This window comes from Xenorhabdus thuongxuanensis (genome assembly GCF_001908095.1).
GTDB classification, from domain to species: Bacteria; Pseudomonadota; Gammaproteobacteria; order Enterobacterales; family Enterobacteriaceae; genus Xenorhabdus; species Xenorhabdus thuongxuanensis.
This window is the reverse complement of record NZ_MKGR01000023.1, coordinates 44,212-60,840: the sequence shown is the minus strand read 5'-3', so window position 1 is coordinate 60,840 and position 16,629 is coordinate 44,212. Positions and strand designations below refer to the sequence as shown.

Here is a 16,629-nt window from a genome sequence, read left to right as displayed (position 1 = left end):
AGCCATGATCAAACTCTTCAATTAAAGTTTGATGCTCAAAGAATTCTACTGTTAGTTCGTAATGAATTAACTGTCAGTCACTCTTCAAGACTTTAAATCTGCTTGCCTTTCGGCTTGGATAAGTGTCTTGCGAGTGCCCACACAGATTGTCTGATTAATTTGTTAAAGAGCATTGGCAACCGGAAGTGGCTTCCGGGTTGCGAGGCTGCGTATCTTACGCTGTTTGCCTCCGGAGTCAAGCGATTATTTTCGTTTTTCTCCGCTGCCGTCGCGGCGTGTCTCAGCACATCGTCGGTCAGTGGTGGCGCATTATAGGGAGTTTTACGGATGTGACAATAGTTTTTTTTGAAAATAATTATCGTTTGATTAATTACACAGCAAAACACCATTTTATACCAACATATAAACAGATTTATCCACAAAGAGATATTTTGATAAAATTTATCGAGCATCGCGCAAACGTTTTCGTTACAATTTGCGCAGGAAAAATCACCAAGTGTTTTTTTCAAGTTGTTTTGAAATGTTATTGCAGAAACCATTTTTTCTATCAATCAGTGGATTTTTCCCAATAACACATTCTTGTTTTATGAAATTCAAGGGATCACACCAATGCAACAGCTTCGTCCAATCCGTCGTGCCCTGCTGAGTGTTTCTGCCAAAGCGGGGATTGTTGAATTTGCTAAGGCCTTGTCCAATCGCGGTGTCGAACTGCTTTCAACGGGAGGCACTGCTCGTCTGCTGGCCGAAGCAGGATTGAATGTCACCGAGGTTTCTGACTATACAGGCTTTCCCGAAATGATGGATGGGCGTGTCAAAACACTTCATCCTAAAATTCATGGCGGCATCTTGGGTCGACGTGGACAGGATGATGAAGTCATGGCACAACACCAGATTTCACAGATTGATATGGTAATCGTTAACCTTTATCCCTTTGCTCAAACCGTAGCTGAACCAGATTGCTCCCTAGAAGATGCTATAGAGAATATTGATATTGGCGGCCCAACAATGGTTCGCTCCGCTGCCAAAAACCACAAAGATGTGGCGATTGTTGTCAATAGCCAAGATTACGACAAAATTATCGAGGAGATGGATAACAACCAAAATTCACTGGCATACTCCACTCGTTTTAATTTAGCCATCAAAGCGTTTGAACATACCGCCGCTTATGACAGCATGATTGCCAATTACTTTGGCAAATTGGTTCCGCCATACTATGGCGAAACTGATCAGCCATCAGGACGTTTCTCCCGCACGCTGAATCTGAATTTCATTAAAAAGCAGGATATGCGTTATGGTGAAAACAGCCACCAAGATGCAGCTTTCTATATAGAAGAGCAAATCGCAGAAGCTTCAATTGCTACGGCAACTCAGTTACAAGGTAAGGCACTCTCTTATAATAATATCGCGGATACCGATGCCGCACTGGAATGTGTAAAAAGCTTTTCCGAACCAGCCTGTGTCATTGTCAAACACGCTAATCCTTGTGGTGTTGCGATTGGTTCTGACATCCATACCGCCTATGACCGCGCCTTTAAAACCGATCCGACTTCCGCATTCGGTGGCATTATTGCCTTTAACCGCGAACTCGATGCCAACACCGCTCAGGCCATTATTGAACGCCAATTTGTTGAAGTCATTATTGCGCCTTCTGTTAATGAAACGGCTCTGCCAATTCTGGCAACAAAACAAAATGTCCGCGTTTTGGCGTGCGGCGAATGGCATTCACCTGTTGCCAGCTTGGATTTCAAACGCGTCAACGGTGGTTTGCTGGTACAAGATCGCGATTTAGGTATGGTAACAGAAGATGATCTGGTCGTTGTATCCAAACGTCAGCCAACGGAGCAAGAGATGCAAGATGCCCTGTTCTGCTGGAAAGTCGCTAAGTTCGTCAAATCCAACGCGATTGTTTATGCCAGAGATAATATGACAATTGGTATTGGAGCCGGACAGATGAGCCGTGTTTACTCTGCCAAAATCGCCGGTATTAAGGCGGCAGATGAAGGATTGGAAGTTCAGGGCTGCGCTATGGCTTCCGATGCATTTTTCCCATTCCGTGATGGCATTGATGCCGCTGCTGCTGTGGGAGTGAGTTGTATCATCCAACCTGGTGGCTCCATTCGTGATGATGAAGTCATTGCCGCTGCCGATGAACATGGTATCGCTATGATTTTCACTGGCATGCGCCATTTTCGCCATTAATAACTTATGTCTTATTAAATAGGAGACTCAGATGAACATATTGGTTATTGGCAATGGCGGAAGGGAACACGCATTAGCCTGGAAAGCAGTACAATCACCTCTGGCAAGCAAGGTTTATGTCGCACCAGGTAATGCGGGCACTGCGTTGGAAGCTAATTTAGAAAATGTGAATATCGCCGCGACAGATATTGAAGGGTTACTGGCATTTGCCCAAGATCATGATATTTGCCTGACCATTGTTGGGCCTGAAGCACCATTGGTTATCGGTGTGGTTGATGCTTTCCAGCAGGCGGGATTGACCATTTTCGGCCCGACAAAAGCGGCTGCTCAATTGGAGGGTTCCAAAGCTTTCACCAAAGATTTCCTCGCACGTCATCACATACCTACAGCGGCCTACCAAAATTTCACAGAAATTGAACCTGCACTGGCTTACTTAGAAAAAGTAGGCGCCCCAATCGTTATCAAAGCCGATGGTTTGGCTGCCGGTAAGGGTGTGGTAGTTGCCACAACCATGAAAGAAGCACAAAACGCCATCAAAGACATGCTGGCGGGTAATGCTTTTGGCGATGCAGGCCACCGTATTGTCATTGAAGAATTTCTGGCCGGAGAAGAAGCCAGTTTTATTGTCATGGTGGATGGCAAAAACGTGGTTCCTATGGCAACCAGTCAAGATCATAAGCGCGTAGGCGACGGTGATACCGGGCCGAATACCGGAGGTATGGGGGCTTATTCACCCGCACCGGTAGTCACGGATGAAATCCATCAACGAGTGATGGAAAAAATCATTTACCCTACCGTGGCAGGAATGGCGGCTGAAGGCCATACCTATGTTGGTTTTCTTTATGCGGGATTGATGATTGATAAACAGGGTGAACCGAAAGTGATCGAATTTAACTGCCGATTTGGTGATCCCGAAACCCAACCTATCATGATGCGTCTACGTTCTGATTTGGTCGAACTGTGTCTTGCCGGAGCCAAAGGCCAGTTAGGTGAAAAAACCTCTGAATGGGACGATCGTCCTGCCTTAGGCGTCGTGCTGGCGGCTGGGGGTTATCCGGCGAATTATGCCAAGGGTGACGTTATTAACGGGTTAGAGAAGAAATCAGATGCCGATGAATCTGACATCGATGAAAAAGTCTTCCATGCTGGGACAGCCCTTAAGGATGGGAATATTATCACCGCAGGAGGACGTGTCTTATGTGTTACTGCTTTAGGTCACGATATTGCAGATGCCCAGAAAAAAGCTTATCTGGGAGCAGAGCAAATTAACTGGGAAGGGTGCTTTTATCGTAAAGATATTGGCTACCGCGCCATTGCCCGTTTGAAATAGACCAGAACCTAAATCGACGGAAGTGACAGAATTACAGCTTCTCTTTCGTCGGTTCCCAACGACAAAAATCATCATTAGCAACCAGCAATAACTTTTTCCCTTCAGACGATTCCAACCATGCAATAGTCAGTAAACCGGAGCTATTGCTTTGCCTTTCTTCAAGCCATCTCTGCGCGTTAGGCTCAAATTCAATGAATAATTGCTTTCCTGAACACGTGGTAACTCGTCCATTCTGCCAATGCCCTTGTAGCAACTTCACCTTATCTGCAATTAAAGTGTCACTGATTTTTTCTATCTGCTTAGCATCAAATTTCAGACGAGCTACATCGTCATCGGACAACGGTTCATTACGTTTTTGTAATTGCCGCAATTTAAAAATGACTGAGTTATCCTGGGAAATGCGTAATGTCTCTACGATGGGTGGATTATCAAACACATTGCGACGGATTTGCCACAAGCTGCCATGCCGATATTCGTAGAAAGTAATAATAGTATCTTTATTATGGGAGGCTTTATCGTGGTAGGGACTGTAAACACTCATGATAACCTGAGGTTTACTGTTTTGATCGTTCAAACGCCATAAACGAATAACGCCGCTGTCAGTGACAAAACCGCTGGCGCTGAAAAAAGGTGTTGTTGGCTGAATCGAACAGGCGCTGAGCAAAGAGATGAACCCTAATGCTAACAGCCCCTGTAGAATCAACAAAAGGGGTTTATTTCCCCCTCTTATTTTTTTTCGCAATTCGATTACTTAACTGCGTCTTTCAGTGCCTTACCAGCGGAGAAAGCAGGCACATTTGCTGCTGCGATTTTAATTTCTTTACCAGTCTGTGGGTTACGACCAGTACGTTCTGCACGGTGATTAACTTTAAAAGTACCAAAGCCTACCAACTGCACTGCATCGCCATTTTTCAGAGATTCAGTGATTGCATTCAAAGTTGACTCCAGAGCAGCTTTAGCCTGAGTCTTGGTCAGGTCTGCGCCTGCTGCAATTGCATCAACTAATTCAGTCTTATTCATAGATTATCCTTACAGTGTGTTTATCGTTTGCAAAGCATCGAGTGCGACGGATATGCCGATTTGACAGCACCCCTGCATACACGCACCGATAGCCACTTCTTTTCGCCCCCAATGTAGAACAGAGTGAGGGCAAATGTGAAGCCTTTAAATACGGTAAATCAAGCACTAAGTCACGTTTTATGCGTTATTGCGCCAGATTTATACCGATATTGCTAACCCCCATCTCGCGGAGATCAGCCTTTAATCCTTTAATTAATTCGATGTCCCGTTCTTCGCAATTTGCCAACAAACGGTAAATCTCCCATTGAATGTCCCATTCTTCCTCAATGGCAGGTAATATTTTTAATTCATCCTCGGTCATTTCCCTACCGGCCTGCGTCATTTCCAGCATAGCAACAGTACGGATAGATATTTCACTGACGGCTATTGCATGTTCTAACGTCGAGCCACTCAGACGAGAATGAATCACTTCACTCAATGCAATGCACGCATCAATCGCTGGATACACACCATAAATATCATAATCTTCTGATGATGGGATAATGGTTTCCAATTTTTCCAGCTGATTATCAAAATTCACTTTTGCATCTTTAACGACCAAGATTTCCCACACTAGATCCATAATGCGGCGATATTGTACAGGGTCTGCAAACCCGCTTTGGCAACAAAATGCCTGATAATTTGGATACATCCGCTCACATAGACTAGCCATAAAAGTCAAATGTTGCCAACTTTCGAGTTTCTCCAACCGCAGGTGGATCGGGTTTCTTAACATTGGTCGTTACTCATAATGCCTAATTTGCGTCGAAGTTTACCTGAAAATCAAGAATATCCACACTTTTCCGCCACAATTATAGATTTTTCTGCATTGTTTGCTTAAAAAACAATCTATTTGAGGCAATCCCATCCGCCCAACGGGTGGGTTCAGGCAGTTTATATCCCCCCATACACTGCTCAACCCAAAAGACCGCACTATCAATACTGATCTTATGGCCAAGGGAAATATAGAGCGGATTACATCTTTTTTTGCTTCTCAATACGACTCCAATCTGTTCACCGTGATCTATCAATGGCTGACGGTCTCCCTGAACCTCTTCTATCTGGGCATGTTCACCACACAAACGGCTTTTTGCCACCCCAATGGTGGGAACATCCGCTAATACCCCAAAATGACTGGCGATACCAAAACGTCGAGGATGGGCAATGCCCTGACCATCCACCATCACCAAATCAGGCCGTAAACTTAATTTTTGCCATGCAGCTATCAGTGCAGGATATTCACGAAATGAGAGTAAACCGGGGATATAGGGAAGTACCGTATCAATTCTGGCAATTTGGTATTCGACCAATTCTAGTGAGGGATATTGCAATACCGCAATGGCGGCACGCGTCACCGTACCGCTTTTTTCAAACCCAACATCAGCACCCGCAATAAACCTTGGCGTAAAAGATGCAGAAAAAACATCATGGCGGATAACCAGCCGTGATTTCTCTATCTGTTCCTGACGTAATGCCTTTGTATCAATCATAAAATCATTGATGGTATTTTACTGAAAGTCTGTGTACTGCTTCAACAAATGCGCCTGCGTGCTCTGGCGGAATATCCTGATGAATGCCATGCCCCAAATTGAAAACATGCCCACTACCCACACCAAAATCTTGTAAAATTGTCGAAACTTCTTCTTCAATTCGTGCTGGCTGGGCATATAGCATGGACGGGTCCATATTACCCTGCAAAGCGACCTTATCTCCAACGCGCCGACGCGCATCCGCAATATTCGTTGTCCAATCCAATCCAAGTGCATCACATCCTGTCGCCGCCATCGCCTCAAGCCACTGCCCTCCCCCTTTGGTGAACAGGGTAACAGGTATACGACGTCCTTCATGTTCGCGGATCAAACCATCAACAATTTTATGCATATATTGCAGGGAAAACGCCAGATAATCGTGATGAGACAAAACCCCACCCCAAGTATCGAAAATCATGACAGATTGAGCGCCTGCTTTTATTTGCGCATTCAAATATAGAATAACGCTGTTTGCCAATTTATCCAGTAACATATGCATTGTGGCAGGCGACGTATACATCATGGCCTTAATTTTGGTGAAAGCCTTGCTGCTTCCTCCCTCAACCATATAAGTTGCCAATGTCCACGGGCTACCAGAAAAACCGATCAAAGGAACTTGCCCTGCCAATGCCTTACGGATAGCACGCACTGCATCCATAACATAGCCTAACTCCAGTTCTGGATCAGGCACAGGTAATTTTTCTACATCGGCATGATTCTGAATCGGAGAATGAAAACGTGGCCCTTCCCCTGTTTCAAAATACAGTCCCAATCCCATCGCATCAGGAATAGTCAAAATATCGGAAAACAAGATAGCTGCATCCAGAGGAAAGCGGCGCAAGGGTTGGAGAGTGACTTCACAAGCCAATTCAGTATTTTTACATAACGAGATGAAATCTCCCGCCGCCTGACGCGTAGCTTTATATTCAGGTAAATATCGACCGGCCTGACGCATCATCCATACCGGTGTGATATCGACGGGCTGACGCAATAAGGCACGCAGATAGCGGTCGTTTTTCAACTCATTCATGATAAGCTCCCTTGATTAATTTATGCACGACAAACGCACGAGAAAACTGGCGCAGTTTAACATGCCTGAAATTGAACTTCTGGCAGAACCTCCAATAACGTGATGATTACTGATGACGACATAACGCAACCGTATCTTCAATTAAACGGCGAGCGATCGTATCTGGTGGAGGAATCAAGGGAAGGTTATCATAACGATACCAATCTGCACTGATAAGTTCGACGGGATCAACTTTGATTTCACCGCTTTCATAATCAGCCAGAAAGCCCACCATCAATGAATTCGGGAAAGGCCACGGCTGGGAAGCGACATAACGCAAGTTACGGATCTTAATCCCGCTCTCCTCCATCACTTCACGATGCACAGCCTCTTCCAGAGTTTCCCCGACTTCAACAAAACCGGCCAGCACGGTATGAACCCCATTGCGATGACGCTGATGTTGTGCCAGCAAAATATGGTCATCGCGGCGAATACCGACAATAATGCTGGGCGCTATTTGTGGATAGTAATGTTCATGGCAGTGGTTGCACAAACAAGCCCATTCACGCTGACTATGCTGCATCTCATGGCCACAATAACCACAATAGTGATGTGACCGATAAAACTCAGCCAATTGCACACCACGCCCGACCAACTGAAATAACTTATCATCCCGATCAGCAAGTAAACGGGGAGAGGACATATCTGAAACCATTTTCTGACGAACCAACCAGACCGTTTCCCCCAACCACTCACCGATGGGTTGCGCCATATGGCCTTGCAATGCCCACTGATTGGCCGTACCTAAAGGTAATTCCCCTTGTGGTAACCAAACCCGATTTTCAAGACTGACAATCCACCAGCCTTGTTCTCTACCTGTCAGTTTTTGTTGCATAATATCTGTTCCATCATTGGTTATGTAATTATTCCCATGATACTTTGCCCAAAATCAATACAAACAAAGCATACGCCTTTTTATCTTATTTCGTCTTCAATCTTGTTATATTAACTCTGTTTCTGAATACCCTTCTTCAATTAGGAATCACAGTAATGTCAAAGAAAATCGCTGTATTTGATCTGGATGAGACACTGATTTGTGGGGATTCCGGTCGCCTCTGGACGGAATATCTATGGGAAAAAAGAATTATTACCGATCCTCGCTTTATCGAAGCAGATCAAAAAATGATATCTGATTACTGTGCGGGTAAGCTGGATATGCAGAAATATCTGGCTTTCAGTTTACAGGCACTCCAACAAATTCCTGCTGAACAAATAGATATCTGGTTGGCCGATTTTGTGGAAACCAAAATCAAACCCATTTTTTATCCCGCCGCCAAAAAACAATTGGCTATTTACCAACAGCAGAACATCCCACTCATGATTATTTCCGCTACCGTTTCTTTCGTAGTTAAAAAAATCGCGGCTGCATTTGGCATCCAGACAGCAATGGGTATTGATATGGTAATGAAAGAGGGATGCTATACTGGCGATATTCAAGGAATTTTGACCTTCCGTGAAGGCAAAGTTACCCGCCTGCAACAATGGCTTGAACAACAGAACTTGTCACCACAACATATCTCATTTTATACCGATTCCATAAATGATTTGCCAATGTGCTTATTTGCTGACGAAGTCTTTACTATTAACGCAGATAATAAATTGCAATCAGAAGCTGAAATACGCGGTTGGAAACAATTGAAGTGGGCTTTATAAAATAACTTAGTGTGCTGTTCCCCAAAACGGGGGGTTGTAGTTTTCACAATCCCCTTTATACTTTGGGGTGTTTTTTTCTTGTCGGAGTGCCTAGCGTTCAACGTATATCACGATGGACACAGGCTGAGACCGTTAATTCGGGATCCGCAGAACCTGATCGGGCTAATACCCGCGAAGGGAACAAGAGTAATCACCCCGCTGCCAGTCATCGTACATCTATGCAAATACATGTATAGATACCAAACAGCACCAACCATTACTCCCTGCGAGCTCCAGACAAGCAATTTTCTCAACTTAAGCCTGATCAACAATGAGACAGGCGATAACACAGTCAGGAATTTGCTATGTCTAAGTCCAACAATACCGTTATTTCGGACACTACGATTCCGAATACTACGATTTCCAATTCCATCGTTCTAACGGCTGATATCTCGCCAACAGCCCCAACGAGGCCACGTAAGGTTCAGCGAGATGCGGCAAAAGCGTTTATCAATTCCGTTCAAGGAGTAGCTTTTCCCAATTCAAAGCGCATTTACCTTGAAGGCTCACGTCAAGATATTCAAGTACCTATGCGTGAGATTCAACTTTCTCCCACGCTCATTGGTGGCACAAAAGAAAATCCCCAATTTGAGGAAAACGAACCCGTTCCCGTTTATGATACTTCCGGTTCTTATGGCGATCCTACTGCCATATTGGATGTAAAGCAGGGTTTACCTAAGCGCCGCCAGCCGTGGATTAATGAACGCGATGATACCGAGCCTGTTTCAGTCCTCAGTTCCGATTTCACCCAGCAACGCCTTACTGACGCCGGATTGGATCACCTGCGCTTTCACCATCGTCCGCATCCACTAAAAGCCAAGCCGGACAAACGGGTTACCCAATTGCACTATGCCCGCCAAGGGATCATCACACCAGAAATGGAATTTATCGCACTACGCGAAAATATGGGGCGCGAACGCATTCGCAGTGAAATCTTGCGCCAGCAACATGCAGGGCAAAGTTTCGGTGCCAACTTACCGGAAAACATCACACCCGAATTCGTCCGCCAGGAAGTTGCTGCTGGCCGCGCGATTATTCCCGCCAATATTAATCATCCTGAATCTGAGCCGATGATTATTGGTCGTAATTTCTTAGTGAAAGTGAATGCCAATATCGGTAACTCCTCCGTCACATCATCCATTGAAGAAGAGGTGGAAAAACTGATTTGGTCTACCCGCTGGGGGGCTGATACCGTGATGGATCTCTCCACCGGACGCTACATCCACGAAACCCGCGAATGGATACTGCGCAATAGTCCGGTTCCCATTGGTACTGTCCCGATTTATCAGGCACTGGAAAAGGTTAACGGCATCGCAGAAAACCTGACATGGGAAATGTTCCGCGATACCTTACTGGAACAGGCCGAGCAAGGCGTGGATTATTTTACTATTCATGCTGGTGTACTGCTGCGTTATGTACCGATGACCGCTAAGCGCCTGACAGGTATTGTTTCCCGTGGCGGCTCAATTATGGCGAAATGGTGCCTTTCCCATCATAAAGAAAATTTCCTCTACACCCACTTCCGCGAAATCTGTGAAATTTGCGCGGCCTATGACGTCTCCCTCTCTTTGGGGGATGGATTGCGTCCTGGCTCAATTCAGGATGCCAATGATAAAGCCCAATTTGCAGAACTGCATACCCTCGGTGAGCTGACTAAAATCGCATGGGAGTACGATGTTCAAGTTATGATTGAAGGGCCAGGGCATATTCCAATGCAACTTATCCGCCGTAATATGACGGAAGAGCTGGAACATTGCCACGAAGCTCCATTTTATACCTTAGGGCCATTGACGACCGATATCGCCCCAGGTTATGACCATTTCACCTCTGGCATCGGAGCCGCCATGATTGGCTGGTTTGGCTGTGCCATGCTGTGTTATGTCACTCCCAAAGAGCACCTCGGTCTGCCCAATAAAGAAGATGTCAAACAAGGCCTGATTACTTACAAAATCGCGGCACATGCGGCTGATCTCGCCAAAGGACATCCGGGTGCACAAATCCGTGACAATGCCATGTCGAAAGCGCGCTTTGAATTCCGTTGGGAAGATCAATTCAATCTGGCGCTTGATCCTGACACCGCTCGCGCTTATCACGATGAAAGCTTACCGCAGGAATCCGGCAAAGTTGCCCACTTCTGTTCCATGTGTGGACCAAAGTTCTGCTCAATGAAAATCACACAAGACGTGCGAGATTATGCAGCGAAACTAGAACAGAAAGCGGGTATGGAACAGATGTCAGAAGAATTCCGTTCCCGTGGAAGCGAACTCTATCACAGTGCGGAGGAGGTGGTGCATGACAAATCAGCCTGATACTCCAACACTCCCACAAGCCCCTTTTGCCCCAACAGTGCATCGGTTGGGGCTCTATCCGGTTGTGGATTCCCTAATGTGGATTGAGCGATTACTGGAAGCCGGTGTCAGAACTCTGCAATTGCGCATCAAAGACCTGCCAGAAGAGCAGGCAGAGAAGGATATTCAATCCGCCATCGCGCTTGGTCGCCAATATAACGCCCGTTTGTTCATTAATGATTATTGGCGTCTGGCAATCAAGCATCAGGCCTATGGTGTTCATTTGGGGCAGGAAGACCTCGATATCGCCGATCTCAATGCCATCCAGCAAGCCGGATTGCGTCTGGGCATTTCTACTCACGATCAACAAGAACTGGCGCGGGCAAAATCCCTGTGCCCCTCTTATATCGCGTTAGGGCATATTTTCCCCACTACCACCAAAGAGATGCCCTCATCACCACAGGGTCTTGAAGCATTAAAACATCAGGTGGAGATCACACCGGAATATCCTACTATCGCCATTGGTGGCATTTCTCTGGAACGAATACCAGACGTGGTGGCAACAGGAGTCGGTGGCGTGGCACTGGTCAGTGCCATTACAAAAGCGAAAGATTGGCGACAGGCAACAGCCAGACTACTTCATCTGGTTGAAGGGCAAAATCGGGGGCTTTTATGTTAAACGATCAAGAATTTATGCGTTACAGCCGCCAATTACTGCTGGAAGACATTGGTCCCGAAGGGCAAGAGAAATTAAAAGCCAGCAAGGTACTGATTGTCGGTCTGGGTGGATTAGGATCGCCGGCTGCGCTCTATCTCGCGGCGGCAGGGGTAGGACACCTTTATCTGGCAGATGATGACACATTACATATCTCAAACCTGCAACGCCAGATTATCTATCGCACAGCAGATATTCCTGCCAACAAAGCCCAATTAGCAGCAAAGCAACTGGCTGAGCTAAACCCGCAAATCAATATCATGGCACTAACTGTACGGCAAAATCGTGAATCTTTGGTTAATGCTGTCAATCAAATCGACTTGGTTTTGGATTGCTGTGACAACATGGCAACTCGCCATGCCATCAATGCCGCCTGTATTGCAAAAAATAAACCACTCATTAGCGGCAGTGCCGTTGGCTTTAGTGGGCAATTAATGGTATTGACTCCCCCTTACCAGCACGGTTGCTATGCCTGCCTCTATCCTAATCAAGAAGAACCTCACCGAAATTGCCGAACAGCCGGTATCTTAGGCCCTATCGTTGGAGTCATCGGCACTTTGCAATCCTTGGAAGCGATAAAAATGCTGGCTGGCCTTTCTTCTTCCTTAGACGGAAAACTCCGGCTGTTTGATGGCAAACAGCAAAGCTGGAGCACATTACAGCTTACTCGCTCATCACAGTGCCCAATTTGTGGCGCTACCAGACAGACCGATAAAAAACGGTTAGGAAAAGAAGTCGCATGAACATTATTGTCAACGATCAACCAATGACCCTGAATGCATCCATGACAGTGCAACAGTTTCTGGAACATCAATTGCTGGAACATATAGAACACACGCAATCAGGGAGCGCTTTGGCTATCAATCAAACCATTATTCCGCGTTCAGAGTGGCAAACCCATCAGATTAATGACGGGGATACTATCTTACTGTTTCAGGCCATTGCTGGTGGCTGATCTTGCCGGAGGTTATTTTATGTTAAAAATTGCAGATACACCCTTCCAATCCCGCCTATTTACCGGAACAGGCAAGTTTGCCAATGCAGGACTAATGATCGACGCAATCCGCGCCTCTGGCAGCCAACTGGTAACAATGGCAATGAAACGCATCGATCTTCACGGCAATAATGACGATGGCATTCTTGCACCACTGCAACAATTGGGTGTCAAACTGCTACCCAATACCTCTGGAGCCAAAACCGCGGAAGAAGCCATCTTCGCCGCTCGCCTCGCACGGGAAGCATTGGGAACTCACTGGATTAAATTGGAGATCCACCCCGATGTAAAATACCTATTGCCCGATCCCGTTGAGACATTAAAGGGAGCAGAACAGCTAGTCAAAGAGGGATTTATCGTTTTGCCCTATTGTGGCGCTGATCCTGTCCTGTGCCGCCGATTGGAAGAAGTCGGCTGTGCTGCCGTTATGCCATTAGGTGCCCCTATCGGCTCAAATAAGGGGTTACTGACCCGCGATTTTCTACAGATTATCATCGAACAGGCCAACGTACCCGTTGTTGTGGATGCAGGGATCGGAGCACCGAGCCATGCACTGGCCGCCATCGAAATGGGTGCGGATGCTGTGCTGGTTAATACCGCCATCGCTGTTGCCCGAAATCCAGTTAAGATGGCTCAGGCATTCAAAACCGCCATTGAAGCCGGTGAACTTTCACATCAAGCAGGCGTAGCAAGCCAGAAATCCCATGCTGAGGCTTCTAGCCCGCTGACCGATTTTCTGGGGGTACTATGACAAACCGAACATTTAGCCAGCACTGGCAACAACTGGATTGGGATGACATCATCCTACGCATCAACAGTAAGACATCACAGGACATTGAACATGCACTAAACAGTGCTCGCTTGACGTTGGATGACTTTATGTCTTTGCTATCTCCTGCTGCACTACCTTATCTTGAGCCACTTGCCCAACGTGCACAACAACTCACTCGCCAGCGTTTTGGTAATACCGTGGGATTTTTTATCCCACTCTATCTTTCCAATCTGTGTGCCAACGACTGCACTTATTGTGGTTTCTCCATGAGCAATCACATTAAGCGCAAGACACTCAATGAACAGGAGATTGAAGCAGAATGCCTCGCACTAAAAAAATTGGGATTTGAGCATATTCTGCTGGTGACAGGGGAACACCAAAACAAAGTTGGCATGGATTATTTTCGTCGCTATCTTCCCTTGATCCGCCGTCACTTCAGCTCTGTCTCAATGGAGGTTCAGCCATTGGCGCAAGAGGAATATACTGAACTGAAAACATTAGGATTGGATGGCGTGATGGTCTATCAGGAAACTTACCACCAACCCAGTTATCAACGACATCATTTGAAAGGCAAAAAACAGGATTTCCACTGGCGATTAGAAACACCGGAACGCCTTGGGCGAGCGGGAATAGACAAGATTGGGCTGGGAGCCTTGATTGGGTTATCCCACAATTGGCGAACAGATTGCTATATGGTGGCTGAGCACCTCTTCTTCCTGCAAAAACAGTTTTGGCAAAGCCGTTATTCCATCTCTTTTCCACGCCTACGCCCCTGTGCAGGCGGCATAGAACCCGCTTCTTTAATGAATGAGGCCGAGCTGGTGCAATTGATTTGCGCTTTCCGCCTGCTGGCACCCGATGTAGAGCTTTCCCTTTCCACCCGTGAATCACCCTTTTTCCGTGATCACGTTGTCCCTCTCGCGATCAACAATATCAGTGCAGGTTCAAAAACCCAACCAGGCGGTTATGCTGATGAACACCACGAGCTGGAGCAATTCGCCCCCCACGACAATCGTTCTGTTTTTCAGGTCGCCGAAGCCTTGGTCAAATCAGGTTTACAACCCGTCTGGAAAGATTGGGATAATTACTTAGGACGATGATTTGCTAGAAAACCATTAATGTGCAGTAAAATGCACATTATGGTCATTAATGAAACGGATGCTCAGAAATACTTTCCCTTGTTACCACACTGCAACTCGCTCTCTCTTAATAGAGATCTAACTTAAATCATGCAGGTGCTTTTTCAACGATGACGTTAGGCTAAAGTCGGAAAACCTCACCTGCAATCCTTCCCGTTCCGGTGAGCAGCACATCGCCCCGACAAAGATACGCTGATTGCCAACGGTAAAAGGAGACAATCTCAATAACGGCCATGTCACACCATCGGTGGAATACTGCAACCTGATAGCTCCATCATGGTAAGTCAGCCGTAGCCAAAACTTCTCTGGATTACCAGGGAAAATGCCCATAGCCCAGTCAGAACAGCCATTGGTTAATACACTACCGATGGTTGCTTGCCCATCAGAATGTTCAACACCCGCTTTTAACCAATGTTGCTCATCCACCAATAACATCACACCCGCCTGATCGTATAATTGCTCAAACTGGCCTTCGATACAAAACTGGAAGGTAAAACCTTCTTCAAGTTTAAAATCATTAATATAGCCGCCAAATACATGACCACTATGACGCTGAAAACCATACCATGTATCACGCCAGAAATCGGTTTTATTGTCCGTCATGACATGAAGTTCATTATCCTGACACCGCCATGATGCAGGCTCGTTCAACCAATGACATTGCTGCAAATTCATCAATATTTACCCTGTTATTCTTTGGTAGGATTAATCAAACCATATCCCGCTAACAATGAAAGGGAAAGCAAAGCAATACAGGCAAAAGCACCATGTAATGTTACCTGATGAGCCAAACCGCCAATAATTGCCGGCCCAAGCAGAATCCCTGAATACCCCATCGTAGAAACGGCAGATACTGCCAACGCATCAGGCATAACTTTCTGTTGGCCAGAAGCAGTGAAAAACATCGGCGCCAAATTGGATAGCCCCGCTCCAATCATCAGGAAAGAAATTCCCAACTGAATTGTGCTGGTTGCCAGATAAATCAGGACAAAACCTGACGTTGCCAAAATCGCACTGCCTAAAAATACGCGCCGATATCCACATGTCGCAATAATTTTATCACCCAAAAATCGCCCCGCAGTCATGGTAATGGCAAATAGCGTATAGCCAAATCCCGCCTGATGACTACTCATGTTATGCACACTACTTAATAAGATACCGCTCCAATCCAGCATGGAGCCTTCCATCAAGTAAACCACAAAACAGAGAGAACCAATCAGGATAACAATGCCACGCGGCAAAGCAAAAAATGGCGTTTCTTCCGTTTCGGTGTTATCCAGCATTCCATTCCATGTTGGCAACAATAACAGGATAACAAATATCCCTACGGCAATGGTGACCTGAAATGGTGAGATCCCCAAAAACAACAATAGGCTGACAGTACCAGCTCCTGCGATTCCCCCTAAGCTGAATAATGCATGAAAGCCCGACATAATCGGTTGATGTACTCTTTTCTCAATATTGACCGCATGGATATTGATCACTACATCTGTTGCCCCAATTCCCATACCGAACACAAACAAAGCACAGATCAATGTTAGCGGGGTTGAGAACACACTTAGCCCCGGTAATATCAAGACAGCTAACAAAGCAAAAAAGGCAAAAACCTTCCGGCAGCCAAAGCGAGTTGCCAACATTCCCGCTATTGGCATCATAATGAAAGAACCAATACCAAACACCAGTATCAGTAACCCCATTGAACCATCATCCAGACCCAGTCTTTCCTTCACCAATGGGATCAGCGGCGCCCAACTCGCAATACTGAATCCCGCAATAAAAAACGAAATTCGCGTTGCTATGATAGGCTGCTTTATTGAAGAGATTGCATATTCTTCAGACAACT

Annotated in this window: 17 protein-coding genes and 1 riboswitch; of the genes, 9 read left to right on the top strand and 8 right to left on the bottom strand. The window is 46.0% G+C overall.

The window, feature by feature from the left end; all coding sequences use genetic code 11:
- Positions 1 to 609: 609 nt before the first annotated feature.
- Together purH and purD are read left to right on the top strand one after the other, a co-directional pair.
- A complete protein-coding gene (gene purH, locus Xentx_RS14150; protein ID WP_074020890.1) occupies positions 610 to 2,199 on the top strand; it encodes a bifunctional phosphoribosylaminoimidazolecarboxamide formyltransferase/IMP cyclohydrolase in 1,590 nt (529 codons plus the stop codon).
- Positions 2,200 to 2,230: 31 nt separating this feature from the next.
- Positions 2,231 to 3,529: a phosphoribosylamine--glycine ligase gene (gene purD, locus Xentx_RS14145; protein WP_074020888.1), complete on the top strand. Its 1,299-nt coding sequence runs from the start codon at positions 2,231 to 2,233 to the stop codon at positions 3,527 to 3,529.
- Positions 3,530 to 3,560: 31 nt separating this feature from the next.
- On the opposite strand, the gene Xentx_RS14140 is transcribed toward purD, so the two are convergent.
- From Xentx_RS14140 to nudC, 6 genes are all read right to left on the bottom strand, one after another.
- Entirely contained in the window at positions 3,561 to 4,229 is a 669-nt protein-coding gene (locus tag Xentx_RS14140) for a DUF1481 domain-containing protein (protein WP_244149868.1), read from the bottom strand.
- Positions 4,230 to 4,276: 47 nt separating this feature from the next.
- Positions 4,277 to 4,549 carry a nucleoid-associated protein HU-alpha gene (hupA, locus tag Xentx_RS14135; RefSeq protein ID WP_010848914.1) on the bottom strand — a complete coding sequence of 91 codons (273 nt, stop codon included), beginning with the start codon at positions 4,547 to 4,549 and terminating at the stop codon, positions 4,277 to 4,279.
- A 184-nt stretch (positions 4,550 to 4,733) separates the two neighbouring features.
- Positions 4,734 to 5,324: a YjaG family protein gene (locus Xentx_RS14130; protein ID WP_074020887.1), complete on the bottom strand. Its 591-nt coding sequence runs from the start codon at positions 5,322 to 5,324 to the stop codon at positions 4,734 to 4,736.
- A 76-nt stretch (positions 5,325 to 5,400) separates the two neighbouring features.
- Positions 5,401 to 6,078, bottom strand: a complete 678-nt coding sequence (nfi, locus tag Xentx_RS14125; RefSeq protein ID WP_074020885.1) for a deoxyribonuclease V — start codon at positions 6,076 to 6,078, stop codon at positions 5,401 to 5,403.
- Positions 6,079 to 6,082: 4 nt separating this feature from the next.
- Positions 6,083 to 7,147: a uroporphyrinogen decarboxylase gene (gene hemE, locus Xentx_RS14120; protein ID WP_074020883.1), complete on the bottom strand. Its 1,065-nt coding sequence runs from the start codon at positions 7,145 to 7,147 to the stop codon at positions 6,083 to 6,085.
- Positions 7,148 to 7,253: 106 nt separating this feature from the next.
- Entirely contained in the window at positions 7,254 to 8,021 is a 768-nt protein-coding gene (nudC, locus tag Xentx_RS14115; RefSeq protein WP_208607588.1) for an NAD(+) diphosphatase, read from the bottom strand.
- Positions 8,022 to 8,176: 155 nt separating this feature from the next.
- Here nudC and Xentx_RS14110 point away from each other — a divergent pair, with 155 nt between their 5' ends.
- From Xentx_RS14110 to thiH, 7 genes are all read left to right on the top strand, one after another.
- The gene (locus Xentx_RS14110) at positions 8,177 to 8,839 is read left to right on the top strand and encodes an HAD family hydrolase (protein ID WP_074020880.1); all 663 of its coding nucleotides are present in this window, start codon (positions 8,177 to 8,179) and stop codon (positions 8,837 to 8,839) included.
- A 72-nt stretch (positions 8,840 to 8,911) separates the two neighbouring features.
- Positions 8,912 to 9,036: riboswitch (TPP riboswitch) on the top strand.
- Positions 9,037 to 9,183: 147 nt separating this feature from the next.
- Positions 9,184 to 11,187, top strand: a complete 2,004-nt coding sequence (thiC, locus tag Xentx_RS14105) for a phosphomethylpyrimidine synthase ThiC (RefSeq protein WP_083600979.1) — start codon at positions 9,184 to 9,186, stop codon at positions 11,185 to 11,187.
- Complete coding sequence (gene thiE, locus Xentx_RS14100; RefSeq protein ID WP_074020878.1) at positions 11,171 to 11,845, top strand: thiamine phosphate synthase; 675 nt, start codon at positions 11,171 to 11,173, stop codon at positions 11,843 to 11,845. Before thiC ends, thiE begins: the two co-directional genes overlap by 17 nt.
- Positions 11,839 to 12,624 carry a HesA/MoeB/ThiF family protein gene (locus Xentx_RS14095; protein WP_074020876.1) on the top strand — a complete coding sequence of 262 codons (786 nt, stop codon included), beginning with the start codon at positions 11,839 to 11,841 and terminating at the stop codon, positions 12,622 to 12,624. The genes thiE and Xentx_RS14095 overlap by 7 nt, the downstream gene beginning before the upstream one ends.
- Positions 12,621 to 12,836 (top strand): sulfur carrier protein ThiS, encoded by a 216-nt coding sequence (thiS, locus tag Xentx_RS14090; protein ID WP_074020874.1) that lies wholly within the window; start codon positions 12,621 to 12,623, stop codon positions 12,834 to 12,836. The genes Xentx_RS14095 and thiS overlap by 4 nt, the downstream gene beginning before the upstream one ends.
- A 19-nt stretch (positions 12,837 to 12,855) precedes the next feature.
- A complete protein-coding gene (locus tag Xentx_RS14085; RefSeq protein ID WP_074020873.1) occupies positions 12,856 to 13,626 on the top strand; it encodes a thiazole synthase in 771 nt (256 codons plus the stop codon).
- Positions 13,623 to 14,747, top strand: coding sequence for a 2-iminoacetate synthase ThiH (thiH, locus tag Xentx_RS14080; protein WP_074020871.1), 1,125 nt, complete (start codon positions 13,623 to 13,625; stop codon positions 14,745 to 14,747). The genes Xentx_RS14085 and thiH overlap by 4 nt, the downstream gene beginning before the upstream one ends.
- A 117-nt stretch (positions 14,748 to 14,864) precedes the next feature.
- On the opposite strand, the gene Xentx_RS14075 is transcribed toward thiH, so the two are convergent.
- On the bottom strand, positions 14,865 to 15,461 hold the full coding sequence (locus Xentx_RS14075) for a DUF1349 domain-containing protein (RefSeq protein ID WP_074020870.1): 597 nt from the start codon (positions 15,459 to 15,461) through the stop codon (positions 14,865 to 14,867).
- A gap of 14 nt (positions 15,462 to 15,475) precedes the next feature.
- Positions 15,476 to 16,627 carry an MFS transporter gene (locus tag Xentx_RS14070; RefSeq protein ID WP_074020869.1) on the bottom strand — a complete coding sequence of 384 codons (1,152 nt, stop codon included), beginning with the start codon at positions 16,625 to 16,627 and terminating at the stop codon, positions 15,476 to 15,478.
- Positions 16,628 to 16,629: the final 2 nt, after the last annotated feature.